Annotated in this window: 19 protein-coding genes, 2 tRNA genes, 1 pseudogene and 1 other annotated feature; of the genes and pseudogenes, 18 read left to right on the forward strand and 4 right to left on the reverse strand. The window is 41.2% G+C overall.

The genetic code is table 11. From position 1 onward, the window contains the following. The first annotated feature begins 47 nt into the window (after positions 1-47). From glyA to RUMTOR_RS03945, 7 genes are all read left to right on the forward strand, one after another. Positions 48-1,283, forward strand: a complete 1,236-nt coding sequence (glyA, locus tag RUMTOR_RS03915; protein ID WP_009242213.1) for a serine hydroxymethyltransferase — start codon at positions 48-50, stop codon at positions 1,281-1,283. A 211-nt stretch (positions 1,284-1,494) separates the two neighbouring features. Next, the gene (locus tag RUMTOR_RS03920; protein ID WP_004845816.1) at positions 1,495-2,805 is read left to right on the forward strand and encodes a phenylacetate--CoA ligase family protein; all 1,311 of its coding nucleotides are present in this window, start codon (positions 1,495-1,497) and stop codon (positions 2,803-2,805) included. Position 2,806: 1 nt separating this feature from the next. Further along, entirely contained in the window at positions 2,807-4,552 is a 1,746-nt protein-coding gene (iorA, locus tag RUMTOR_RS03925) for an indolepyruvate ferredoxin oxidoreductase subunit alpha (protein WP_009242212.1), read from the forward strand. Positions 4,553-4,555: 3 nt separating this feature from the next. After that, a complete protein-coding gene (locus RUMTOR_RS03930) occupies positions 4,556-5,128 on the forward strand; it encodes an indolepyruvate oxidoreductase subunit beta (protein WP_004845818.1) in 573 nt (190 codons plus the stop codon). A 122-nt stretch (positions 5,129-5,250) separates the two neighbouring features. Continuing rightward, positions 5,251-5,670 (forward strand): ACT domain-containing protein, encoded by a 420-nt coding sequence (locus RUMTOR_RS03935; RefSeq protein ID WP_004845819.1) that lies wholly within the window; start codon positions 5,251-5,253, stop codon positions 5,668-5,670. Positions 5,671-5,702: 32 nt separating this feature from the next. Next, positions 5,703-7,034: a phenylacetate--CoA ligase family protein gene (locus RUMTOR_RS03940; protein WP_004845820.1), complete on the forward strand. Its 1,332-nt coding sequence runs from the start codon at positions 5,703-5,705 to the stop codon at positions 7,032-7,034. Between the two features lie 16 nt (positions 7,035-7,050). Further along, the gene (locus tag RUMTOR_RS03945; RefSeq protein ID WP_004845821.1) at positions 7,051-7,491 is read left to right on the forward strand and encodes a hypothetical protein; all 441 of its coding nucleotides are present in this window, start codon (positions 7,051-7,053) and stop codon (positions 7,489-7,491) included. A 203-nt stretch (positions 7,492-7,694) separates the two neighbouring features. Here RUMTOR_RS03945 and RUMTOR_RS03950 read toward each other — a convergent pair whose 3' ends face one another. Then, positions 7,695-7,892 carry a cold-shock protein gene (locus RUMTOR_RS03950; RefSeq protein WP_009242211.1) on the reverse strand — a complete coding sequence of 66 codons (198 nt, stop codon included), beginning with the start codon at positions 7,890-7,892 and terminating at the stop codon, positions 7,695-7,697. Between the two features lie 208 nt (positions 7,893-8,100). Here RUMTOR_RS03950 and RUMTOR_RS03955 point away from each other — a divergent pair, with 208 nt between their 5' ends. The 5 genes from RUMTOR_RS03955 (at position 8,101) to RUMTOR_RS03975 (ending at position 14,884) form a co-directional block, all read left to right on the forward strand. Continuing rightward, a complete protein-coding gene (locus tag RUMTOR_RS03955) occupies positions 8,101-8,358 on the forward strand; it encodes an HPr family phosphocarrier protein (protein WP_009242210.1) in 258 nt (85 codons plus the stop codon). A 27-nt stretch (positions 8,359-8,385) separates the two neighbouring features. Beyond that, on the forward strand, positions 8,386-10,008 hold the full coding sequence (gene ptsP / locus RUMTOR_RS03960; RefSeq protein WP_004845824.1) for a phosphoenolpyruvate--protein phosphotransferase: 1,623 nt from the start codon (positions 8,386-8,388) through the stop codon (positions 10,006-10,008). Between the two features lie 243 nt (positions 10,009-10,251). Continuing rightward, positions 10,252-11,556 (forward strand): putative DNA modification/repair radical SAM protein, encoded by a 1,305-nt coding sequence (locus RUMTOR_RS03965; protein WP_004845825.1) that lies wholly within the window; start codon positions 10,252-10,254, stop codon positions 11,554-11,556. A gap of 73 nt (positions 11,557-11,629) precedes the next feature. Then, positions 11,630-12,415 (forward strand): TIGR03915 family putative DNA repair protein, encoded by a 786-nt coding sequence (locus RUMTOR_RS03970; protein ID WP_004845826.1) that lies wholly within the window; start codon positions 11,630-11,632, stop codon positions 12,413-12,415. A gap of 78 nt (positions 12,416-12,493) precedes the next feature. Beyond that, positions 12,494-14,884, forward strand: a complete 2,391-nt coding sequence (locus tag RUMTOR_RS03975; protein WP_004845827.1) for an ATP-dependent DNA helicase — start codon at positions 12,494-12,496, stop codon at positions 14,882-14,884. On the opposite strand, the gene RUMTOR_RS03980 is transcribed toward RUMTOR_RS03975, so the two are convergent. Continuing rightward, positions 14,881-15,771 carry a LysR family transcriptional regulator gene (locus RUMTOR_RS03980; RefSeq protein ID WP_022003131.1) on the reverse strand — a complete coding sequence of 297 codons (891 nt, stop codon included), beginning with the start codon at positions 15,769-15,771 and terminating at the stop codon, positions 14,881-14,883. The two genes, RUMTOR_RS03975 and RUMTOR_RS03980, sit on opposite strands and share 4 nt — an antisense overlap. A 140-nt stretch (positions 15,772-15,911) precedes the next feature. Here RUMTOR_RS03980 and RUMTOR_RS03985 point away from each other — a divergent pair, with 140 nt between their 5' ends. Both RUMTOR_RS03985 and RUMTOR_RS03990 read left to right on the forward strand, forming a co-directional pair. Beyond that, entirely contained in the window at positions 15,912-16,649 is a 738-nt protein-coding gene (locus RUMTOR_RS03985; RefSeq protein WP_004845829.1) for a TIGR01906 family membrane protein, read from the forward strand. A 101-nt stretch (positions 16,650-16,750) separates the two neighbouring features. Beyond that, entirely contained in the window at positions 16,751-20,506 is a 3,756-nt protein-coding gene (locus tag RUMTOR_RS03990; protein ID WP_004845830.1) for a phosphoribosylformylglycinamidine synthase, read from the forward strand. A gap of 199 nt (positions 20,507-20,705) precedes the next feature. On the opposite strand, the gene RUMTOR_RS03995 is transcribed toward RUMTOR_RS03990, so the two are convergent. Both RUMTOR_RS03995 and RUMTOR_RS04000 read right to left on the reverse strand, forming a co-directional pair. Then, a tRNA-Met gene (locus tag RUMTOR_RS03995) sits at positions 20,706-20,779 on the reverse strand. Between the two features lie 37 nt (positions 20,780-20,816). Then, positions 20,817-20,889, reverse strand: a tRNA-Val gene (locus RUMTOR_RS04000). 326 nt (positions 20,890-21,215) lie between these two features. On the opposite strand from RUMTOR_RS04000, the pseudogene RUMTOR_RS12885 reads away from it, so the two are divergent. The 4 genes and pseudogenes from RUMTOR_RS12885 to RUMTOR_RS04015 form a co-directional block, all read left to right on the forward strand. Next, a pseudogene (locus tag RUMTOR_RS12885) lies at positions 21,216-21,307 on the forward strand (IS200/IS605 family transposase); the annotation flags it as partial. Positions 21,308-21,425: 118 nt separating this feature from the next. Further along, positions 21,426-22,052 carry a putative sodium/potassium/calcium exchanger gene (locus tag RUMTOR_RS04005; RefSeq protein WP_004845833.1) on the forward strand — a complete coding sequence of 209 codons (627 nt, stop codon included), beginning with the start codon at positions 21,426-21,428 and terminating at the stop codon, positions 22,050-22,052. A gap of 2 nt (positions 22,053-22,054) precedes the next feature. After that, positions 22,055-22,606 (forward strand): 2-C-methyl-D-erythritol 2,4-cyclodiphosphate synthase, encoded by a 552-nt coding sequence (gene ispF, locus RUMTOR_RS04010; protein ID WP_009242204.1) that lies wholly within the window; start codon positions 22,055-22,057, stop codon positions 22,604-22,606. Then, the gene (locus RUMTOR_RS04015; RefSeq protein WP_004845835.1) at positions 22,607-23,803 is read left to right on the forward strand and encodes a GNAT family N-acetyltransferase; all 1,197 of its coding nucleotides are present in this window, start codon (positions 22,607-22,609) and stop codon (positions 23,801-23,803) included. It abuts the gene before it with no gap. Between the two features lie 113 nt (positions 23,804-23,916). Beyond that, positions 23,917-24,137 (forward strand) — a binding site (T-box leader). Positions 24,138-24,145 lie beyond the last annotated feature (8 nt).

Here is a 24,145-nt window from a genome sequence, read left to right on the forward strand (position 1 = left end):
ATGAAATTTCAAATTTCAAATTTCAGATGAGATGGAGGATAATGACGATGTACGACTTCGATGAAATCAAAAATGCAGATCCGGAGATTGCGGAAGTGATCACAGCGGAAATGAAGAGACAGAACTCCCATATTGAATTGATCGCTTCTGAGAACTGGGTGAGCAAAGCAGTGATGGCAGCGATGGGAAGTCCGCTTACAAATAAATATGCAGAAGGATATCCGGGCAAGAGATATTACGGAGGCTGTCAGTGTGTGGATGTTGCCGAAGAACTGGCAAGAGAACGCGCAAAAAAACTGTTTGGCTGTGAGTATGTAAATGTACAGCCTCATTCAGGAGCGCAGGCTAATATGGCAGTTCAGTTTGCGATGCTGACACCGGGCGATACGATCATGGGAATGAACCTTGATCACGGCGGACATTTGACTCATGGATCACCGGTCAATCTGTCGGGAAAATATTTTCATGTCGTTCCTTACGGAGTCAATGATGACGGAGTGATCGATTATGATAAGGTTTTGGAAATTGCAAAAGAATGTAAACCGAAGATGATCATTGCGGGCGCAAGCGCTTATGCAAGAACGATCGATTTCAAACGTTTCCGTGAAATCGCAGATGAAGTCGGCTCGTATCTCATGGTAGATATGGCTCATATTGCAGGACTTGTGGCAGCAGGTCTCCATCCAAGTCCGATTCCGTATGCACATGTGACAACGACAACGACCCATAAAACATTAAGAGGTCCAAGAGGCGGAATGATCCTTTCAAGTAATGAAGTGAACGAGAAGTTTAATTTTAATAAAGCAATTTTCCCGGGAACTCAGGGAGGACCGCTTATGCATGTAATCGCGGCAAAGGCAGTCTGCTTTAAAGAAGCTCTTGAGCCGGAATTTAAAGAATATCAGATGCAGGTTGTAAAAAATGCAAAAGCGCTCTGTGAAGGTTTGAAAAAACGCGGCGTGAAGATCGTTTCAGGAGATACAGACAATCATCTTATGCTCGTAGATCTTACCGGAAATGACGTAAGCGGAAAAGAGCTGGAAAAACGGCTTGACGATGCACATATTACATGTAATAAAAATACAATACCGAACGATCCTCGTTCTCCGTTCGTGACAAGCGGAGTAAGACTCGGAACTCCGGCAGTTACAACTCGGGGAATGAAAGAGGACGATATGGATAAGATCGCCGAGATCATTGCAATGGTGATCGAGAGTGAAGAAAATGTAGAGACTGCAAGAAAACTGGCAGCAGAACTTACAGAGAAATATCCTCTTTGTTAAATTTGATTTAATGATAAAAAGAATAGAAACAATAGAGTTCCTCTTTGCCCGACAGGATCAGGTCCTCCGGGTAAAGAGGAATTTTTCTTGATTTAAAGCTTTAATTCGCAAAAGTATTGTGCTATACTAATAGACATCAGTAAAAAAGAAAGCTGAAAAGCAGATTGCCGATAAGCGATGGCACAACATATTATAAAGGAGGATATGCGCGATGATATGGGCAAAGGAAGAGACTCTGCCAAGAGAAGAGATCGAACGGATACAGCTTACAAAGCTGAAGGATACGGTTCGATATATTTATGACAGAGTGAAACCTTACCGCGAGAAAATGGATATGGCAGGTGTACGTCCGGAAGATATACAGACGTTGGAAGATTTAAAAAAACTGCCGTTTACATATAAAGCTGATTTTCGGGATCATTATCCGGATGGGTTGTTTGCGGTTGATAAAAAGGAAATCGTTCGTTATCATGCAAGTTCGGGTACGACGGGAAAGCCGACCGTTGTCGGATATACAAGAAACGATCTGGATATCTGGCTGAATAATGTTGCGAGAATTGCATGCATGGGAGGCGCGACGGAAGAAGATGTGGCACAGATCGCGTTTGGATACGGAACATTTACGGGAGCGCTCGGACTTCACGGAGGTCTTGAGAAGATCGGAGCATCTGTGATTCCGATGTCTTCAGGAAATACAAACAAACAGATTATGTTTTTACAGGATATGGGTGTGACACTTCTTGTGGCTACCCCGTCTTATGCGCTCCATCTTGGAGAGGAACTTCGCAGAAGAGGGATCGATCCATCAAAAGATTTAAAGATAAGAATCGGACTGTTCGGAGGAGAAGGCATGACAGAGCCGATGCGGGAAGAGATGCACCGTGTTTGGGGAGAACAGTTTGTCTGTACACAAAATTATGGTATGAGTGAACTTTGCGGACCGGGTGTTTCGGGAGAATGTACACAGCTTTGTGGAATGCATATTAATGAAGACTGGTTTATTCCTGAAATTATTGATCCTGAAACAGAGGAAGTTCTTCCGCCGGGAGAAAGAGGAGAACTTGTTGTTACCTGTCTTGGAAAAGAGGCGCTTCCGATCGTAAGATACCGAACCGGAGATATGACAAGACTGATGTATGAGCCGTGTAAATGCGGAAGAACAACCTGCAGAATGGAAAATCTTTCCGGTCGTGCAGATGATATGCTTGTTATCCGAGGAGTTAATGTATTCCCGACACAGATTGAAGAAGTGCTCTTAAAGATTGATGAGATCGGACCGCATTATGAGATACTTGTAGAGAGAAAGAACCGTCTGGATGTAATGACGATTACGGTAGAGCTGATCGATGACAGACTTCTTGACAGCTATGCAAAATTAAGTGAACTTGAGACGAGGATTAAGTCAGCATTGAAATCGCAGCTTGGACTTGCAACCTGTATCAGGCTTGTGGCGCCGAACTCTTTAAGACGGTTTGAGGGTAAGGCAAAGAGAGTAACAGATTTACGAAAGGATGGACTTTGATATGGCAGAGAAAGTGATCATGCTCGGCAATGAGGCGATTGCGAGAGGAGCATACGAAGCAGGGGTAAAGGTATCGTCTGCTTATCCGGGAACTCCGAGTACCGAGATAAGTGAATACCTTGTACAATATAAAGATGATGTGTATGAAGAGTGGGCGCCGAATGAAAAAGTGGCGACAGAAGTGGCGGTCGGAGCAAGTCTTGCCGGAGTACGTTCTATGGCATGCATGAAGCATGTCGGTTTGAATGTGGCGGCAGATCCGCTGTATTCGGTTTCTTATATGGGAGTAAACGGAGGACTTGTTCTTGTTGTTGCAGATGATCCGGGACTTTACAGTTCTCAGAACGAACAGGATACGAGGATGGTTGCAAGAGCCGCTCAGATTCCGGTGATTGAACCGTCGGACAGTGCGGAGGCAAAAGATTTTTTTAAGACGGCGTTTGAATTGAGTGAACAGTTTGACAGACCCTTTATTTTCAGGACAACAACAAGACTTGCACATTCGCAGGGAATTGTAGAGTTGTGTGATCGTGCGCAGGTCGAAGATAAACCGTATGAGAAAAATATTCCGAAAAATGTCATGATGCCGGGAAATGCGAAACTTCGTCATGTCGAAATTGAAAAACGCAATCTTGAACTGGCAGAAGCAGCGAATACACTTTCGCTGAATAAGATGGAGATGAATGATACAAAGATAGGAGTTATTACAAGCGGTATCCCTTATCAATATGTAAAAGAAGCGCTTCCAGATGCATCTGTTCTTAAACTTGGACTTGTGAATCCTCTTCCGAAAAAATTGATCGAAGAGTTTGCATCAAAAGTCGAGACGCTGTATATCGTAGAAGAACTTGACCCGGTAATTGAAGAACAAGTTCGTTCATGGGGAATTCCGGCTGTAGGAAAAGAAATTTTTACAGTGCAGGGCGAGTACAGTGCCAATATGCTTCGCAAAGCGATACTGAAAGAAAATCCGGATCTGAAAAAACCGGCAGAAGCTCCGGGAAGACCGCCGATTCTTTGTCCGGGATGTCCGCATAGAAGTGTTTTCCATGTATTGAATAAGCTGAAAATGCATGCTGCCGGCGACATCGGATGTTATACGCTTGGAGCGGTTGCGCCTTTGAGCGTAATCGATACGACGATGTGTATGGGATCAAGCATTTCGACGCTTCATGGAATGGAGAAAGCAAAAGGAAAAGAATACATAAAAAATTGGGTTGCCGTAATCGGCGATTCCACCTTTTTGCATACAGGCATCAATTCATTGATGAATATGGTATATAATCATGCGACAGGAACAGTACTGATCCTTGATAATTCGACAACAGGAATGACAGGACATCAGGACCATGCGGCTACAGGGAAAACTTTGCAGGGCGATCCGACATATGCGATTGATATTCCGGCTTTGTGTCGTGCAGTGGGCGTGAAAAATGTTTATGAGATCAATGCTTTTGATCTTTTGCTGCTTGAAAAAACGATCAAAGAAGAGGTGGCAAGAGACGAAGTATCGGTCATTATTACAAAAACTCCGTGTGTACTTCTTGATAAGAGGAAAAAGCCGCTTTATATTGCACATGCCGATAAGTGCAAAAAATGTGGAATGTGCATGAAGCCGGGATGTCCGGCAATGACGAAAAACCCGGACGGAACGATTCATATTGACGATACAATGTGTACAGGATGCGGTTTGTGTAAAGATTTGTGCAAATTTGATGCAATCGAGCTTATAAAGGAAGGTGAGTAAGGGATGGCTGTGAAAAATATTATGATCGTCGGTGTGGGCGGACAGGGAACTTTGCTCACAAGCCGCATTCTCGGAGGTCTTACGATCGCGGGCGGATATGATGTGAAATTATCGGAAGTTCACGGAATGGCACAGAGAGGCGGAAGCGTCGTTACATTTGTTCGATACGGAGAAAAAGTGGCGGAACCGATTGTGGAAGAAGGGCAGGCAGATGTAATTATTGCATTTGAGCGGCTTGAGGCGCTTCGCTATGCGCACTTCTTGAAGAAAGACGGAGTGTTGATCGTAAATGACTGGCGAATCGATCCGATGCCTGTCGTGATCGGAGCAGCCCGGTATCCGGAAAATATTTTAGAAGATTTGGAAAAAGAATATAAAGTCTATAAAGTAGATGCAACAGAAGAATCAAAGAAACTGGGAAATCCGAAAGTGTTTAACCTGATCGTCCTCGGCGTAGCGGCACAGCATATGGATTTTACAAAAGAGCAGTGGTATGAAGTGATAGAGAAAACGGTTCCCCAAAAGACAGTCGAATTAAATAAGAAAGCTTTTGATGTGGGATATACGTTGAAATAGGTGGAAGCCATATAAAAGAAAAAGACATATGATAATGAATGTATCGTAACAACAAACAATCTGTGTGAAAAAATATTGGCAGATATTGACAGAGAATCTAAAAGGAAAGGCGGTGATAGTTAATGATCAGGCAGATATCAGTTTTTGTGGAAAATCAACCGGGAAGTATGATGAATGTGACAAACGTACTTACTGAGGCGCATGTCAATATTCGTGCAATTTCAACATTTGATACTCCGGAATTTGGCATAATGCGTTTGGTAGTAGATGATCCGGTCCGCGCAAAAGAAAGTTTAACGTCAAAAGGGTTTGTAAATCGCGTCAGTGATGTGATCGGTGCGGAACTAAAAGACGAAAAGGGAAATCTGAATCAGATGTTGAAAATACTGGCAGACGGACAGATCAATGTAAATTATATCTATTCTTTCGTAATCCGAGAAGGGAAAGCCCCGGTCATGGTATTTCATACTGATGACTTTGAAAAAGCGGAGAGCGTTCTGAAGCAGGCGGATGTAAAGCTTGTGGAGGAAGAGGATTTATAAAAGATATATAATTGACTAAAGGAGAAGAAATAATGGCTGCAGTATCAAGAGAAAACTGGGTTGAGAGGATTCGTGATCCTAAGATTGAATGCATGAGCAGGGACGAGATGGCCGCTCTTCAGAGCAGACGGCTTGTCGAGGTAGTAAACAGAGTATATAATAATGTAGAATTTTATCGAAAAAAAATGCAGGATATGGGAATAGAGCCCGGTGACATCAAATCTATTGAAGATATCGGAAAACTTCCGTTTACAACAAAAGAAGATTTAAGGGAAAATTATCCTTTTGGACTTTTGGCAATACCGAAAAAGGATGTTGTCCGTGTGCAGGGAACATCCGGTACAACAGGAAAACTGACGATTGCTCCTTATTCGCAGAAAGATGTAGAAGTATGGGGGGAATGTGTGGCAAGAGAACTGACGATGGCAGGACTTACCGAGGAAGATATTATACATGTCTGTTATGGTTATGGTCTGTTTACCGGAGGCCTTGGACTGGATTTTGGAGCAAGAGCGCTCGGGGCAATGGCGATTCCGATGTCTGCAGGCAATACAAAGCGTCAGATGATGTGTATGGAAGATCTTGGAGCCACTGCATTTGCGTGTACGCCTTCGTATGCTTTGTATCTTGCAGAATCCATTCAAGAAGCAGGGATTGTTGACAGGCTGAATCTGAAAGTCGGTATTCACGGCGCAGAACCGTGGACGGAAGAAATGCGGAAAAAGATTGAAGATATCCTTCACATTAATTGTTTTGATATTTACGGACTTTGTGAAATTACAGGTCCGGGAGTGGCTCAGGATTGTATCCATAAAGCGGGACTTCATGTACAGGCTGATTATTTCTATCCTGAAGTTTTGAATCCGACAACCCATGAACCGTGTGCGGACGGAGAAACAGGCGAACTTGTGTTTACAACTCTTGCGAAGGAGGCAATGCCGCTTTTAAGATATCGGACAAAAGATCTTACAAGTATTGATCACAGTACCTGTGCCTGTGGAAGAACACTGCCGAGAATTTCTAAATTTACAGGAAGAACCGACGATATGAAAGTAATTCGCGGTGTAAATGTATTCCCGACTCAGGTTGAAACGGCGCTTCTTTCAATCGGAGGAGTTGTAGCGCCTCATTATATGATGATTGTTGACAGGGAAGATAATCTTGATGTACTGACTGTTATGGTAGAGGTAGACGAATCTGTATTTTCAGATGAAATCAGAAAACTTGACGCTCTCAGAAATAAGATTGCAGCTACATTAAAGACTGCGCTTGGCGTATCTGTAAAAGTGAAGCTTGTAGAGCCGAAGTCGATTCAAAGAAGTGAAGGAAAAGCTGTTCGCGTGATTGACAACAGAGATCTGTAGAAGGAGGAGAGAACGAATGGGAATTACAATTCAACAACTGTCGGTATTTCTTGAAAACAGAGAAGGAAGACTGGATGAAGTCCTTTCTGTATTAGCGGGAAATGATGTCAATATCGTTGCCTTAAGTTTGGCTGATACAACAGAATACGGAATGCTTCGTATGATCGTGTCGGATCCAAACAAAGGAAAAGCGGTTTTAAAAGAAAACGGAATTACGGCAATGCTGACAGATGTCATTGCTCTGCGAGTTCCTCATGAGACAGGGTCTTTGAGCCGTGCGATGCATCAGATTGTAGACGGAGATGTAAATATTGAATATATGTATGCTTTTGCAAACGGAGAAGATGCCTCTGCGGTTTTAAAATGTGATGATCCTGCAAGGGTTGTAGATATTTTGAGAGGAAGCGGATTCGATGTATGGGAAGCTTCAGAAGCATATGTGTCTAATATAAAATAGCACGAGCAAAGCTAATAACGGTATAAAACATACAGGAACAGAGTCTGTTTAAAACTGTTCCTGTGTTATAACTAAAAACAAGAAAAACCGGGCAGTTCGATTACTGTCCGGTTCTCTTTTTTAATCTCATTTCTCTGTATTGCTTTTTAATAATAAATAAATCGAGTTTGTTTATATATTAAAAGGTACATTAAAAAATCTGATTAAAGTTTTACTACGTTAGTTGCCTGCGGTCCTTTAGCGCCTTCTGTTACTTCGAACTCTACAGCCTGACCCTCTTCCAGAGTCTTGAATCCATCCATTACAAGTCCTGAATAGTGAACGAAAATATCGTTTCCTTCTGAGTCAGAGATGAATCCGTAACCTTTCTGGTTATTGAACCATTTCACTGTACCTGTCATTGTGTTGCCCTCCATTTAAGAAAAAATAAATATGTTTCTGTATTAAAAAATGAGTTTTCAATACCGGCTAAGTTTAGCATGGTTAACAGCAAAAGTCAACGGATGATTGATAAAAGTGTGACAGAAAGATTGAAAAATTAGTGAATATGTTATATACTGTAAAAAGTACAACAAAAGTACGATGAAATCATTAAGGAGGACTAAGAGAATGAAAGAATTTAAATACGTTGTAACAGATCCGGAGGGAATACACGCAAGACCGGCAGGAATTCTTGTAAAACAGGCAGCAGGATATACATCATCCGTTAAAATTACAAAAGGTGATAAAACAGCAGATGCAAAGAGAATCTTCGGAGTGATGGGGCTTGGCGTAAAAACAGGCGAAGAAGTTACGATTACAGTAGAAGGTGACGATGAAGATAAGGCATTTGCAGAATTAGAGGCATTTTTTAAAGAAAATTTATAAATCGGATTAAGGGAGAATTTATAAATTATGATTACAATAAAAGGAAAAAGTGTATTTGGCGGCGTTTCTATTGGAAAGATCATGTTTTATAAAAGAAATGAAAAAGTGATCAAAAGAACGCATGTAGATGATGTCGATGCAGAGTGGAAGAGATTCTGCGATGCAAAGGATACGGCAGTATCCCAGTTGAAAGAATTGTACGATAAAGCAATAGAAGATGTCGGAGAGGCAAATGCGATGATTTTCGAGATCCATCAGATGATGCTTGAGGATCTTGATTATCTTGAGTCTATTGAGAATATCATCCGTACACAGGAAGTGAACGCAGAATTTGCAGTTGCAACAACAGCAGATAATTTTGCACAGATGTTTGCTGCAATGGACGATGCTTATATGCAGGGAAGAGCGGCGGATGTAAAAGATGTGTCTGAGCGGGTATTGGATATTTTGTGCGGAGTATCCGGCGGTATGAAAGAGATGACTGAGCCGTGTATTATCGCGGCAGATGATCTGGCTCCGAGTGAGACGGTACAGCTTGATAAGAGCAAAGTTCTCGGTTTTGCTACAATGTATGGATCTTCCAATTCACATACGGCAATTCTTGCCCGTACAATGAATATTCCGGCGGTGATCGGACTCGGAGAAGATCTGTTGACAAAATATGACGGTAAAATGGCGGTGATTGACGGATTTACCGGAATGTTATACATTGATCCTGATGAAGAAACAATGAAAGTCATGGAAGAAAAGCGCACGAAAGATCAGGAGCAGAAAGCGCTTCTTGAGCAGCTTAAAGGAAAAGAAAATGTAACTAAGAGCGGACAGAAGATCAATGTGTATGCAAACATCGGTAATGTTTCAGACGTAGGAGCAGTATTGAAAAATGATGCGGGCGGTATCGGTTTGTTCCGAAGCGAGTTCCTGTATTTGGAAAATTCGGATTTCCCGACAGAAGAGCAGCAGTTTGCAGTGTACAAACAAGTCGCTGAAAATATGGCAGGCAAGAAAGTAATCATTCGTACACTGGATATCGGTGCGGACAAGCAGGTTGATTATTTCGGACTTGATAAAGAAGAGAATCCGGCTCTCGGATATCGAGCAATCCGTATTTGTTTGACGAGAAAAGAGATCTTTAAGACGCAGCTTAGAGCTCTTTATCGTGCGGCGATGTTTGGAAATATCTCTATTATGTTCCCGATGATTATTTCAGTTGCGGAAGTTCATGAAATTAAAGCCATCATTGCAGAGGTGAAAGAAGAGCTTAAAAACGAGGGAATCCCGTTTAAGGATGATGTGGAACTCGGCGTTATGATTGAGACACCGGCATCTGTTATGATCAGTCGTGAATTGGCGAAAGAAGTGGATTTCTTCAGTGTGGGAACAAACGATCTTACACAGTATACATTGGCGATTGACCGTCAGAATGCAAAATTGGATAAGTTTTATGATCCGCATCACCCCGCAGTACTTGCTATGATCAAGATGGCGGCGGATAATGCCCATGCAGAAGGTGCTTGGATCGGTATTTGCGGTGAACTTGGAGCAGATCTTGAATTGACAGAAGAATTCCTTAAGATGGGATTAGATGAGCTGTCAGTATCTCCGGCTATGGTTCTCCCGCTTAGAAAGCGTATCAGAGAGTGCGAATAAAGCAAATATAAATTGCATATAAAGAGCAGATAAAAAGCTGATTTTTAAATGGTAAGTTTGAAGCTTATCGTTTAGGATCAGCTTTTTGTTATAGATAAAATTGGGGGATTTTATAGTGTGTTACAAAGTTTCTTGCTTGAGTTATTGTGGCGGATGCAGAATAGACTCTTGAAAAAACAGAACATATGTGCTACTCTTTAATAGAACACATGTTCTAACAAGAAAGAGGAAGGTTTTCGGAAAATGTTGAAACTGATGCAGACGGAGATGACTTTAGGAGAAAAGCTAGAGATATTGTCTGATGCGGCAAAATACGATGTTTCATGCACATCTGGCGGCACAGAGCGCAAGGGAGACGGAGAAGGAATGGGAAACTGCAGGAAAGCAGGAATTTGTCATAGTTTTTCGGCAGACGGGCGGTGTATTTCTCTTCTGAAGATTCTCTTTACAAATGAATGTATTTATGATTGTAAATATTGCGTGAACCGATCAGGAAATGATGTTGTACGTACATCTTTTACTCCGGAAGAAGTATGTACTTTGACGATGGAGTTTTATAGAAGAAATTATATAGAAGGATTATTTTTAAGTTCAGGGGTTTTAAAAAGTCCGAATTATACAATGGAACTTTTGTATACAGTGTTATACAAGCTGCGCCATGAACACAATTTTCAGGGATATATTCATGTGAAAGCGATTCCGGGAGCGGATTCTCGTCTTATTCAGATGACGGGGTATCTTGCAGATAGGATGAGTGTGAATATAGAACTTCCTACTGCGGAAAGCCTTCGTCTTTTGGCACCGCATAAAACGCGGAAGAATATCCTTGCACCAATGCGTTTTGTACAGCAGATGTCAGCGGAAAATCAATATGAAATTCAAACTTATCGTCATGTGCCTAAGTTTGTTCCGGCAGGACAGAGCACGCAGATGATCATAGGCGCTACACCGGAGTCTGATTATCAGATTTTGCATGTGGCAGAGTCGTTGTATAAAAAATTTGATCTTAAGCGAGTATTTTATTCTGCATTCATTCCGGTCAACGAAGATAAAAATCTTCCGTCTGTCAAAGAGCAGCGACCTCCTCTTTTAAGAGAGCACAGGCTTTATCAGGCTGACTGGCTTCTCAGATACTATCATTTTGAAGCAGGAGAACTTTTGGATGAAGAAAATCCTAATTTTAATGCATATCTTGATCCGAAATGCTTTTGGGCGTTAAGGCATCTCGAAGAATTTCCGATCGAGATAAATTACGCGGCATATGATATGCTTCTTAGAGTTCCCGGAATAGGGTATAAATCAGCATCGCGCATTGTGAAAGCGCGCAGGATGGGGATGCTTGATTTTGAAGATTTAAAGAAAATGGGAGTTGTTTTGAAGCGGGCGCTCTATTTTATTACATGTAAAGGAAAAATGATGTATCCGATTCGAATGGATGAAGATTATATTACAAGAAATCTCCTTAATACAAAAGAAAAACTGCCCGAAGGCGCAGATGGGATGAGCTTTCGTCAGTTGTCGTTATTTGACGATATGGGGATAGAATAGGAGGTAAAATAAGAGCTGCTGATTTTTGGTTACTTTGAAAAATAAGAGAATATCCGGCAGATTGGGGGAAGCGATGAAACAGATCTATATATGTGAAGATACGATAACCGGCATTTATTCAGCTTTGCATGATGCCTGGAAAGAATGCAGAGATACGCAGGCGGGTGTCGAACTGAGGGGGAGGACACAGCGGCAGCTTTTTTGTGAGTACAGAATAGTAGAAGAATCAGAAGAAAAAGCGCTGAGATTAGAAAGAATGATAAAGCATCATCTCGGATACAATGCCTACTGGGAGATTTACCATGCGCTTCTTTCGACAGATGACAGAAAAGGAACGGTAGTATTTGAAGTGCTGCAGGAAGCCAGAAAAATCAGGCAGAGTGAAAAGATAATGGAACATTTAGGGTGTCCGGCAGTTGCGGATGTATTTTCTATGAGCAGGAGCGTGTCCAATGAAGCGCATAGATATGAAGAATTTATTCGTTTCAGAGAACTTGAAAACGGAATTTTGTTTTCGGAGATTACTCCGAAAGCGCAGATTTTAACTTGTGTTGCAGATCATTTTGAGGATAGGTTTCCATTGGAAAATTGGATCATATATGATAAAACGCATAAAGTATGTCTTGTACACGGAGTTAGGAAAAGATGGAGACTTGTGTGGGGAGAGCTTTTTAATGAGAGAGCGGCAGAGAATATATCGGAAGAGGAACGGAAATATGAGTTTTTGTGGAAGCGGTTTTTTCATTCGGTTTCGATCAAAGAGAGGGAGAATCCCAAATGTCAGCAGGCGCACCTTCCTTTTCGATATAGAGGGGAAATGACGGAATTTAGTTGTGCGGAAGATAAAATAGGATTATGATAGAACTATCATGAAAATTTCAAAATGCAGATAAGATGCGGTGAAGTGAAAGTGCTTATATGAATATCCGAAATTTTGATGAAATACGAAGTGACAGAACGGGCAGAGATATTATTGAAAGAAGAAGTGAAGATTGTTCGTATTTCCGTGAGAGATTTAGTTGAATTTGTTTTGCGGGAAGGCGATATCGATAATCGAAAAATAGGAATGTCAGATAAAGATGTTATGGCTATGGGCGGAAGGCTTCACAGAAAAATACAACGGCAGATGGGATCGGATTATCATGCGGAAACAGCGATGAAGCTTCAGATTCCATGTGGAGAATTCGATCTTAGAGTTGAGGGGCGGGCAGACGGAGTTATTATAAAAGGGGATACATCTGAAGTAATTATAGATGAGATTAAAGGTATTTTGCGTGATTTGAGTTTGATCGAACAGCCGGTGAATGTCCATCTTGCTCAGGCAAAATGTTATGCGTATATATATGCAAAGCAGCATAGCCTGCGTGAAATCGGTATTCAGATGACATACTGCAATTTGGATACAGAAGAGATTCGACGATTTTTATCACACTATACGTATGAAGCATTGGAATGCTGGTTTGAAGAATTGATCAGTAGTTATGAAAAATGGGCTCGATTTCAGATTAAGTGGGAGGAAAAGAGGAATTCGTCAATTCGATTGGTTGAATTTCCGTTTTCTTACAGGGAAGGGCAAAGAGAGGTGGCAGCGGCGGTTTACCGTACTATATTACGGAAAAAGAAGCTGTTTCTTCAGGCTCCGACCGGAGTCGGAAAAACGATATCTACTTTGTTTCCGTCGGTAAAAGCGATAGGAGAGGGGCTGGGAGAAAAGATTTTTTACCTGACGGCAAAAACAATTACAAGAACTGTTGCGGAACAGGCGTTTCGGATACTGGGAGAACAAGGTCTGCAGATGAAAGTGATTACGCTTACTGCGAAAGAAAAGATATGTAAATGTGAGGAGACAGAATGCAATCCTGTTTCATGTCCATATGCAAAAGGTCATTTTGACCGCGTGAATGACGCAGTGTATGATCTGATAATGAATTACAATGAAATTACAAGAGACGTGATTGAAAATCAGTCTGAAAAATATATGGTTTGTCCTTTTGAAATGTCATTGGATGTTTCGTTATGGGTAGATGCAGTTATATGTGATTATAATTATGCGTTTGATCCGACGGCACATTTGAAACGTTTTTTTTCTGAAAATGCAGGGAAAAAATATATTTTTCTTGTAGATGAGGCGCATAATCTTGTCGAACGAGGAAGGGAAATGTACAGTGCCCGGTTGTATAAAGAAGATTTCCTTGAATTGAAAAAAATGATGCGTGTTAAAGAACCGATTCTTTCAAAAAAAGCAGACGAAGTAAACCGACAGTTTCTTTTATTAAAGAGAGAATGTGAAGAATATAGAGTGCTTGAAAGTGTTTCTCATCTGGCGATAAAATTGATGAATCTTTTGGCGGAGATGGAACGTTTTTTTGAGAAATCTTCCGAATCGGATAAACGGGATCAAGTTTTAGAATTGTATTTTAAAGTAAGAGAGTTTTTAAATATTCATGATATTCTGGATGAAAATTATGTTATATATAGTGAGTATCAGCAAGACGGCAGATTTATGGTAAAGCTTTTTTGTGTAAATCCGGCAGTGAATTTACAGGCATATTTAGAATATGGTATCGGAACGGTCTTTTTTTCGGCAACGCTTCTTCCGGTCCGTTATTATAAAAAGCTTTTATCGATTGAAACAGATGATTATGCGATCTATGCGGATTCTCCGTTTCCGAAAGACAGTCGGCTGCTTTTGATCGGAAGAGATGTGAGTACAAGATATACACAGCGTGGGCCGGAGATGTACCGGCGGATTGCGTCATATATTGTGGGTGCAGCAGATGCGAAAAAGGGAAATTATATGGTGTTCTTTCCGTCCTATCGGGTAATGGAAGAAGTGCATAGTGTTTTTTCGGAAAAGTGCGGAAAAATTTCTTCTGCTGTTCAGTCTCCGTTTATGAGTGAAGAAGACAGAGAGGTGTTTCTTAAAGAGTTCGATGAGATAAGGGAAGAAAGCTTTGTCGGTTTTTGCGTGATGGGAGGAATTTTTTCTGAAGGGATAGATTTGCCGGAAGATAAGTTGATCGGTGTGATCATTGTTGGAACAGGACTTCCTCAAGTATGTAATGAACGGGAGATTGTCAAACAGTATTTTAGCGGAATCGGTTCAGATGGTTTTGAATATGCATATCTCTATCCGGGGATGAATAAAGTGCTTCAATCTGCAGGAAGGGTGATCAGGACAGAAAAAGACAGAGGACTGATCCTTTTGCTCGATGAGCGGTTTTCCACAGGAAGGTATCGGGAATTATTTCCCAGAGAATGGAGTAATGCCCGACACTGTACTGCGGAAAGTTTGACGAGTTACATGCAGGAATTTTGGGAATGTTAGCATGTTTTATCACGGAAGTAACTCAAAAATTCCATTGAGGCACGTGAGAGCGGAAGGTGTTCGTTGTATGCGATAGCAAGTTCGCGCTCGGGAAGTTCTTCTTTTGTGTGCAGGATGAATACGTCTTCGCTGTCAGGGAAAATACAATAGTCCGGCACAAAAGCAATGCCTAATCCTATGCGTGCCAGATCGATCAGCAGATCATTGCTCGTAAGTTCGATTTCGGGAACAAGATCGAGCTGATGTTGTTGAAATACCTGATGAAGAAATTCGTTGGTCGTACTGTTTTTGTCCAGCATTAAGATGGGATATTTCAACAGTTGGGAGAAAGTCAGAGTTTCTCCTTTTAGTTTTTGGAAAGTATTTCCGGCGATAAACACGTCTCTGAATTTTTTGATGCGCATAACGGAAGTTGTTGTTCCGAGGTGATTGTTCGGAAAGTTTACAACAGTAAGATCTACAAGTCCGTTTCGCAGAAGCTCGGCACATTTCATGGACGTTTGGTTGATTACTTTGATATGCGCGCCGGGAAATGCTTTATGAAAGCGCTCTAAGTAAGGAATCAGGAAATAGCGGCATATAGTATCGCTGGCACCGATGCGTATTTGCCCTCCGGTTGATGCCGCGTCGAGAAGTTGGGTTTCACCTTTTTGAATCAGATTCATAGCGGGTTCAACATGCCGCATAAGAATTTCTCCTTCGGGAGTCAGTTGAACTTTTTTTGTACTTCTGATAAAAAGTGTCTGATCTAGTTTTCTCTCTAATGTTTTGATAGACTGGCTGACTGCGGATTGTGAAATATAGAGCTGTTTGGATGCTTCTGAAAAGTTTAAAGTAGAAGCAACGTGATAAAAAACTTTGTAAAGTTCATAATTAATATCGATCACTATTAGACCTCCTAATAAATACTACAGGTATTATAAGATATATTTTATAAAATTACAATAAATTTGGAGGATAGTAGAGCGGTGACAGGAAGATTATTGTTTGAGATTCATAAAAAAGTGAGATGTATGGGAGACGTAGAATGAATGGGAAAACCAAGAAAATTATTCAGTGGACAGCGGGGGTGATTTTTTCATTATTAATCATTTTTGTAATTTTGATTTCTTCTTTTGAAATTGTTCTGTATTCGGATATGAGTGTTTACCGCAAAGAATATGAAAAGTATGAAGTGTTGGATGAATTGGATATGACGATGGATGATGCAATGTATGTGACACGTGAAATGATGGATTATTTGCGGGGAGATAAGGAAACATTATCTGTTATCACAGAAGTGGAGGGGAAAAGACAAGATTTTTTTAATGAACAGGATAGGTTTCATATGAGAGAGGTCAGAGATATTTTTGCCGGAGGGCTGCGATTGAGAACTGCGGCGCTTGTGGCGGCAGCAGTCTCCCTTTTGATTCTATATATGTGTCGCGCGGATGTTAAGAAGATCCTTCCACAGACATATCAGGTGGCAGTGGGGATTGTTTTGATCCCGACAGCAGGGATCGGAATTGCCGCGGCGATTGATTTTAATTCAGTATTTGTACAGTTTCATAATATCTTTTTTGACAATGATCTTTGGCTGTTTGATCCGGCGGAAGATTTTATGATCCGAATGCTTCCCGAAGGTCTTTTTTATGATATGGCATTCAGAGTCGGAAGCCTATTTGCCGGGATTCTTGTAATACTTTTTCTGTTAAGTCTTTATATGAGATGGAGAGAAAACAGTCGAAAAGTAAAAGAAAAAACAGGAAAAAAGAAAAATGATTAGTATTGCTTATTAGAAAGTTTAGTTATATTAATTATACTAATGATGTGAAGTGTGGTACGATACAAACAGAGGTTTTCAGTTAAAAATGGAGGAGACAACATATGAGTAATGTGAAACGTGTATTTGTAGAGAAGAAGCCGGAGTTTGCTGTTGCTGCGAAGGAGCTGGGTCATGAAATCCGCCATTATCTCGGTATTACAGATGTGACGGGAGTGCGTGTGCTGATTCGATATGATGTGGAAAATATTTCAGATGAAACTTTTGAAAAGGCATGTCAGGGGGTATTTGCAGAACCGCCTGTAGATATTCTTTATAAAGAGACATTTAATATGTCTGATGCGGATCACAGCTTTTCGGTAGAGTATCTTCCGGGACAGTTTGATCAAAGAGCTGATTCGGCAGAACAGTGTGTAAGATTTATTAAAGAGGATGAAACACCGGTGATCCATACGGCAACGACGTATGTGATCGAAGGTACGATTTCGGAAGAAGAATTTGCGGCGATAAAGAATCATTGTATCAATCCGGTTGATTCAAGAGAAGCCGGAGAAGAAAAACCGGAAACACTCGTGACGGTTTTTGATGATCCGGAAGATGTGATCGTATTTGAAGGATTCAAAGAAATGAAGGAAGACGAACTAGAAAAGCTTTATAGTTCATTGGGGCTGGCAATGACTTTTAAAGATTTTCTTCATATTCGCAATTATTATAAAGATGAAGAGCATAGAGATCCGACGATGACGGAGATCCGAGTTCTTGATACATACTGGTCCGATCATTGCCGTCATACAACATTTTCGACAGAGTTGAAGGAAGTATCTTTTAATGAAGGTTTTTATAAGAAACCGATTGAGGATACATATAAAGCATATCTGAAAGATCATAGTGAGATTTTCGCTGGTAGAGAGGACAAGTTTGTCTGCCTGATGGATCTGGCGTTGATGGCAATGCGCAGATTGAAAAAAGAAGGAAAACTTCAGGATCAGGAAAAATCAGATGAAATCAATGCATGCAGTATTGTGGTTCCGATCAAAGTGGACGGCGTAGAAGAAGAGTGGCTGATCAACTTTAAAAATGAAACGCATAATCATCCGACGGAAATCGAACCGTTTGGCGGCGCGGCTACATGTCTTGGCGGTGCGATTCGAGATCCGCTGTCAGGTCGTACATATGTATATCAGGCAATGAGAGTGACAGGAGCTGCAGATCCGACAGTATCTGTAGAAGAAACATTAAAAGGAAAGCTTCCGCAGAAAAAACTTGTTAGGGGAGCGGCTTCAGGCTACAGTTCTTACGGAAATCAGATAGGATTGGCTACAGGTCTTGTAAAAGAGATTTATCATCCTGATTATGTTGCAAAAAGAATGGAAATAGGAGCGGTATTGGGAGCGGCTCCGAGAAGGGCGGTAATCCGGGAGAATTCTGATCCGGGAGATATTATTATTTTGCTTGGCGGACGTACAGGACGTGACGGCTGTGGCGGTGCGACCGGTTCGTCTAAAGTGCATACAGAAGAGTCGATCGAAACATGCGGTGCGGAAGTTCAGAAAGGAAACCCGCCTACAGAGCGTAAGATTCAAAGATTATTCCGCCGTGAAGAGGTAAGCTGCCTTATTAAAAAATGCAACGATTTCGGTGCGGGAGGAGTGTCTGTGGCAATCGGCGAACTGGCAGATGGTCTCCGGGTTGAACTTGATAAAGTGCCGAAGAAATATGCAGGTCTCGACGGAACAGAAATTGCAATTTCGGAATCCCAGGAAAGAATGGCTGTTGTTGTAGATCCAAAAGATGTAGAGAAGTTTATGTCCTATGCGAAAGAAGAGAATCTGGAAGCGACGGAAGTAGCGGTTGTTACAGAAGAGCCAAGACTTGTTCTTGTATGGAGAGGAAAAGAGATTGTCAATCTTTCCCGAGCGTTTTTGGATACGAATGGAGCGCATCAGGAAACGGCGGTAGAAGTGGAAATACCTCGTCAAGAAGAAAGTTTATTTGTTAAAACAGCAGTAAGTGATGTGAAGGAAAAATGGCTGGATGTATTAAGCAATTTGAATGTCTGCTCTCAGAAAGGACTTGTTGAGATGTTTGACGGTTCAATCGGCGCAGGCTCGGTCTTTATGCCTCACGGTGGAAAATATCAGATGACAGAGACACAGGCCATGGTAGCAAAGGTTCCCGTGCAAAACGGAACAACTGACAGTGTGTCTATGATGAGTTATGGATTTGACCCGTATCTTTCAAGTTGGAGTCCGTATCATGGCGCAGCTTACGCGGTTGTTGAATCGGTTGCCAAGATAGTTGCGGCAGGTGGAGATTACAGTAAGATCAGATTTACGTTTCAGGAATATTTCAGAAGAATGTCAGAAGATCCAAAACGTTGGAGCCAGCCTTTTGCAGCGCTTCTTGGAGCTTATGCGGCACAGATCGGATTCGGACTTCCGTCGATCGGAGGAAAAGACAGTATGTCCGGAACATTTCAGGATATAGATGTTCCGCCGACTTTGGTTTCGTTTGCTGTAGATATGGCAGTAGAAAAAGAAATTATTACGCCGGAATTGAAAGAGGCAGGAAATAAGCTTGTGTGGCTGAAAGCGGCTCGTGATGAGTATGACCTTCCTGTTTATAGCCGGATTATGGAACAGTATAGCAAGTTTACAGAAGATATCAGAAATGGAAGAGTTGTTTCGGCTTATGCGCTTGACAGACATGGTGTTGTTTCGGCAGTCAGCAAAATGGCATTCGGAAATCAAATGGGTGTATGTCTTGAAAGCAGTTTGGATAAAGATGCGATTTTTGCTCCTGCATTTGGCGATATCGTCGCAGAGGTTAAAGCAGACACGTTTGAAGAGCTTGTGGGAGAATATACTTTGATCGGTGAAGTGACAAATGAAAAGGCGTTCGCATATGGCGATGTGAAGATCGGTATGGATGATGCGCTGGATGCATGGACAAAACCGCTTGAAAAAGTATTTGCAACAAAATCAGCGGAAAGTTCGGATATACCGGTAGAGGAAAAGTTATACGATGCTTCAACCGTGCATGTGTGCAGCCATAAGATCGGACAGCCTACGGTGTTTATTCCGGTATTCCCGGGTACAAACTGTGAGTATGACAGTGCGAGGGCTTTTGAGAGAGCCGGTGCAAATGTGATTACGAAGGTGTTTAGAAACTTAGATGCAGAAGACATCCGTTCTTCGGTGGAAGAGTTTGAAAAAGCGATTTCTAAAGCGCAGATTATTATGTTCCCCGGTGGATTTAGTGCGGGAGATGAACCTGATGGATCGGCAAAGTTCTTTGCAACAGCGTTTAGAAACGCAAAGATTAAAGAAGCGGTAGATAAATTGCTAAATGAACGCGACGGACTTGCATTAGGCGTATGCAATGGTTTTCAGGCTTTGATCAAGCTTGGACTCGTTCCATATGGACAGATCGTCGGACAGACCGATGATTCTCCGACTTTGACGTATAACACAATAGGACGTCATATATCGAAGATGGTTTATACAAAAGTGGTTACAAATAAATCTCCATGGCTTGCAGAGGCAAAACTCGGAGGCGTATATACAAATCCTGCGTCTCATGGAGAAGGACGATTTGTTGCGAGTGAAGAATGGATTGACAAGTTGTTTGCGAATGGTCAGGTGGCGACACAATATTGTAGTCCTGAAGGACATATTACGATGGATGAAGAATGGAATGTTAATGGATCTTATCACGCGATTGAAGGAATCACAAGTCCGGACGGTCGAGTGCTCGGAAAAATGGCTCACTCTGAAAGAAGGGGTAATTCTGTTGCGATTAATATTTATGGAGAGCAGGATCTTAAGATTTTTGAATCCGGAGTAAAATATTTTAAGTAAAAAGTCAGTAATGCAAAAGCAGGGCATATGCGAGTGTATGCTCTGCTTTTGTATGATCATTTAATATTGTCAGAGCAGGAGGGGGGGCAGACTTATGTTCAAAAGTGAGAAAAAGCAGAGGGGTGAGGGGGATAACAACAGATGAAAAGGAAAAGAATATAATAAAAACTCCAAGAAAATATCTTGGAGTTTTTATTAGTAGCGGAAACTGGATTTGAACCAGCGACACCACGGGTATGAACCGTGTGCTCTAGCCAACTGAGCTATTCCGCCATAACTTGAACAAAATGTTCCGAATATTTGTAAGTTATGGGGCCTATAGGGCTCGAACCTATGACCCTCTGCTTGTAAGGCAGATGCTCTCCCAGCTGAGCTAAGACCCCATATTGTTTTGGGTTTCAGAAGCTTTTCCGTAACCCGCTTCGCTATTATACTATTATTTTTCATCAAATGTCAACACTTTTTTTAAAAAAATTTTTATTTTTAAATTTTTTAATTTTTAAGGTAAATGTAAGAGTAAAATCCAGTTTCTATGTTCATTTTCGGAAATCTGTTTTCCATTAATTTTAAAAAGGTGCAGGTATATGTTTTTTAACCTACCTTTTACAAGGAATCCTCTACTTCTAAAGAGGGGAAGGAATTGAGTTATATATTATTCATAAGTACACAAAGATATGATATTATATAAGCAGTCGAAATGATGAAAGATCATATTCTTTTTAAAGCACATCCGAAGTCTGAAATCAGTAAATTTATAAATGTTCATAAAAGTGCAGCCACAGACTTCTGAAAAAGAATTTCCACAGATTCGTGAGAAGTCCTCACCTCTTTAGGCGGTGGGAGTATGTCACGAGTTGCTTTAAGAAAAAAGAAAAATATGTTACAATAAAGCATATAATAATTACGGAGGAAGAGGAAAATGAATAAAAAGGCATGGTATACCTTTCGGATTGTTTTAGGAGGATATTTAGCTTGGCTTGGGATAAGGATGTTGATTGAAATGGTAAATGAAAAACCGAATAATATGGTTTTTATGTGTGTGATGTCTGTAATCTTTATATTGATCGGTTTAGCCTATGCTATTTATTATGTGAAAAAAATGTTTGATCTGAAAAAAGAAGATCATAGGATTGAAGAGGAAGATAAAGAGGCATTCGATGCGGGAAAAGATCAGGCGGATCGAAAAAGAAGAAAAAATGTTTTGCCGGAAATTGGTCCGAATGAGGAAATGAAAAAAGAAGCAGAGCAGGGGAAAACAGATAAGGAAACAGCACAGTCCGGTAATAACATCGAAAAAGAGGCAGAAAAGTTAGATGATAAAGCAGAAGGAGAAACGGAAAAATCAGGCTATAAGGCAGGATCGGAGACAGAACAATCGGATGATAAAGTGAAAAAAGAGGCAGAAAAGCCAAATGACAAAAACGAGGAAGATGCAGAAGATGAAATGATAAAAGAAGGTGGAAAAAATCAGGAGCCTGAATTGGCAATGGAAGAATTTATTGAAGAGACGGAAACAGAGATAGAAAATGATTATGAGGAGAGATGAGCATGCGAGTAGGTATGGGATATGACGTTCACAGATTGGCGGAAGATAGAAAGATGATTTTGGGAGGCGTGGAAATTCCGTATGAAAAAGGTCTTTTGGGCCATTCGGATGCAGATGTGCTCGTGCATGCGATTATGGATGCGCTTTTAGGAGCTGCGGCATTAGGTGATATCGGGAAACATTTTCCGGATACCGATCCGGAATATAAAGGGATTTCCAGCATTCGGCTTCTGAAACATGTAGGAGGGCTTTTGGATGAGAATAGGTATATGATTGAAAATATCGATGCGACGATCATTGCTCAACGTCCGAAGATGCGCCCGTATATTGATACAATGCGTCAAAATATTGCAGATGCACTCTGTATTGAGATCGATCAGGTCAATGTCAAAGCGACAACGGAGGAAGGACTTGGGTTTACAGGGGACGGAGAAGGGATTTCTTCTCAGGCGATTTGTGCGATCGAGAAATATACAAATTACAGCAGTACGGATGTCTCTTCGGATTGTGGGATGTGCGGAGGATGTTGTTCGCGCATCGGGAGGAACGAGTAAATGATCATCCGTAAATTAGAGCAGAGCGAACATATTGCGACACGAAAATTGTGGGAAGAAATATTTCCGGAAGATACGAAGGCATTCCTAGACTATTATTACTATATTAAAGCGGCAAAAAATCAAATTTACGTTGTGGAAGAGGATGGGAGAATTTGTTCAATGCTTCAGTTGAATCCATATCGGATCCGGCTGGAGGATAAAAGCTTTCCGTCAGAATATATTGTCGCTGTTGCAACGAAAAAAGAATATCGCAGTCGAGGATATATGCGGGCGCTGCTAAATACTGTTTTGGAACGGATGCATTCGGAAAAAGTGCCGTTTACATTTTTAATGCCTGCGGCAGAAGCGATTTACAGACCTTATGATTTTAGATATATTTATGACCAATGCATGCAAGAAGTCAAAAAAGATGAGACAGCAGATGATAGAAATCGTGAAAGTGAGCCGCAGAAAGAAGGAACGCTTGAATTTTCAGATGCGGGATTGTGGGACGCAGAAGAGATGGCAGATTTTTTTGAGGAACATTTTTCGGATTCGTGGCAAGTATATGCTCAGCGAGATACAGCCTATTATCAGACGATGATATTGGAGCAGCAAAGTGAAAAGGGCGGGGTTAGACTTATGCGGGAAAACGGTGTGTTGAAAGGGTTTTATGCCTACGCCTTAGAAGAAGGACTTGAAGTACGAGAGCCGTTGTATCTGAATCAATTTGAAGGGGAATTTGAACGGTCGATGCAGATGCTGTTGGATAAAAGCAATATCCGGAAAGCGGATCAAAATGAAAACAGAGTACAGCAATCGCTGAGAATTTATGCTCCTTTAAATAAAAAAAGTTGTAAAATGCGGTCTATGATTATGGCAAGAATTGTTTGTTTGCCTGAATTTTTAAAAGCAATGATCGTCGATGAAACAGAAACTCTTGAATGTTCTTTTGCTGTGCTTGACTCTATTTTGTATAAAAACAGCTGTGTATGGAAATTGACAAGCGTACAGGGCGAGAAAGAAATACATGTACAGGAGACCGAAGATTCACAAGGAGTATTTCCGATAGCGGATTTGACAGAATATTTGTTTGGAAGGATCGATTTGGAAGAACTGCGTGAAAGAGAGGGCGTGATCTGTACAGCTGAGCTTGGTGAAGAGTTAGAGAAAATAGAAAAACTGACAAGAGTATATTTCAATGAGGTTGTCTGAGAGGAAAAGTGCTCAAAAGAAAAAGAAGCAACGGCGATTTTGATTGCCTTTGAAAGAAAAGCGGTATTGACAAAAATGTGGAATTTGCATAATATAAATTATATGTCGAAGAATAAAAAGCAGAGAACGGAAAGAGTAACAGATTGTGAAAGTTCGCAGAGAGGGAATGTCGGAGGCTGAAAGCATTCCTGTACAAAGATGGTTTGTGAAGTGCGTCCGGGAGCTGATCGGGTGAATGAAAAGTAGCCTGATTCGTTTAGCATACGTTACAGGCTGTTGAGTGAAAGAAAAATCTTTTAATAGAGTGGAACCGCGGAAAAACTTCGTCTCTGATCTGAGACG

Origin of the sequence: [Ruminococcus] torques ATCC 27756 (genome assembly GCF_000153925.1) — a bacterium.
GTDB lineage: Bacteria > Bacillota > Clostridia > Lachnospirales > Lachnospiraceae > Mediterraneibacter > Mediterraneibacter torques.

Excerpts from the sequence above, each read along its gene's own strand:
- RUMTOR_RS03975 (WP_004845827.1), top strand. The coding sequence starts at position 12,494 with ATGAAATACGAAGTGACAGAACGGGCAGAGATATTATTGAAAGAAGAA.
- RUMTOR_RS03920 (WP_004845816.1), top strand. The coding sequence starts at position 1,495 with ATGATATGGGCAAAGGAAGAGACTCTGCCAAGAGAAGAGATCGAACGG.
- RUMTOR_RS04015 (WP_004845835.1), top strand. The coding sequence starts at position 22,607 with ATGATCATCCGTAAATTAGAGCAGAGCGAACATATTGCGACACGAAAA.
- RUMTOR_RS03935 (WP_004845819.1), top strand. The coding sequence starts at position 5,251 with ATGATCAGGCAGATATCAGTTTTTGTGGAAAATCAACCGGGAAGTATG.
- RUMTOR_RS03930 (WP_004845818.1), top strand. The coding sequence starts at position 4,556 with ATGGCTGTGAAAAATATTATGATCGTCGGTGTGGGCGGACAGGGAACT.
- RUMTOR_RS03985 (WP_004845829.1), top strand. The coding sequence starts at position 15,912 with ATGAATGGGAAAACCAAGAAAATTATTCAGTGGACAGCGGGGGTGATT.
- RUMTOR_RS03955 (WP_009242210.1), top strand. The coding sequence starts at position 8,101 with ATGAAAGAATTTAAATACGTTGTAACAGATCCGGAGGGAATACACGCA.
- RUMTOR_RS03940 (WP_004845820.1), top strand. The coding sequence starts at position 5,703 with ATGGCTGCAGTATCAAGAGAAAACTGGGTTGAGAGGATTCGTGATCCT.
- RUMTOR_RS03990 (WP_004845830.1), top strand. The coding sequence starts at position 16,751 with ATGAGTAATGTGAAACGTGTATTTGTAGAGAAGAAGCCGGAGTTTGCT.
- iorA (WP_009242212.1), top strand. The coding sequence starts at position 2,807 with ATGGCAGAGAAAGTGATCATGCTCGGCAATGAGGCGATTGCGAGAGGA.
- RUMTOR_RS03965 (WP_004845825.1), top strand. The coding sequence starts at position 10,252 with ATGTTGAAACTGATGCAGACGGAGATGACTTTAGGAGAAAAGCTAGAG.
- ispF (WP_009242204.1), top strand. The coding sequence starts at position 22,055 with ATGCGAGTAGGTATGGGATATGACGTTCACAGATTGGCGGAAGATAGA.
- RUMTOR_RS04005 (WP_004845833.1), top strand. The coding sequence starts at position 21,426 with ATGAATAAAAAGGCATGGTATACCTTTCGGATTGTTTTAGGAGGATAT.
- RUMTOR_RS03950 (WP_009242211.1), bottom strand. The coding sequence starts at position 7,892 with ATGACAGGTACAGTGAAATGGTTCAATAACCAGAAAGGTTACGGATTC.
- RUMTOR_RS03945 (WP_004845821.1), top strand. The coding sequence starts at position 7,051 with ATGGGAATTACAATTCAACAACTGTCGGTATTTCTTGAAAACAGAGAA.
- RUMTOR_RS03970 (WP_004845826.1), top strand. The coding sequence starts at position 11,630 with ATGAAACAGATCTATATATGTGAAGATACGATAACCGGCATTTATTCA.
- glyA (WP_009242213.1), top strand. The coding sequence starts at position 48 with ATGTACGACTTCGATGAAATCAAAAATGCAGATCCGGAGATTGCGGAA.
- ptsP (WP_004845824.1), top strand. The coding sequence starts at position 8,386 with ATGATTACAATAAAAGGAAAAAGTGTATTTGGCGGCGTTTCTATTGGA.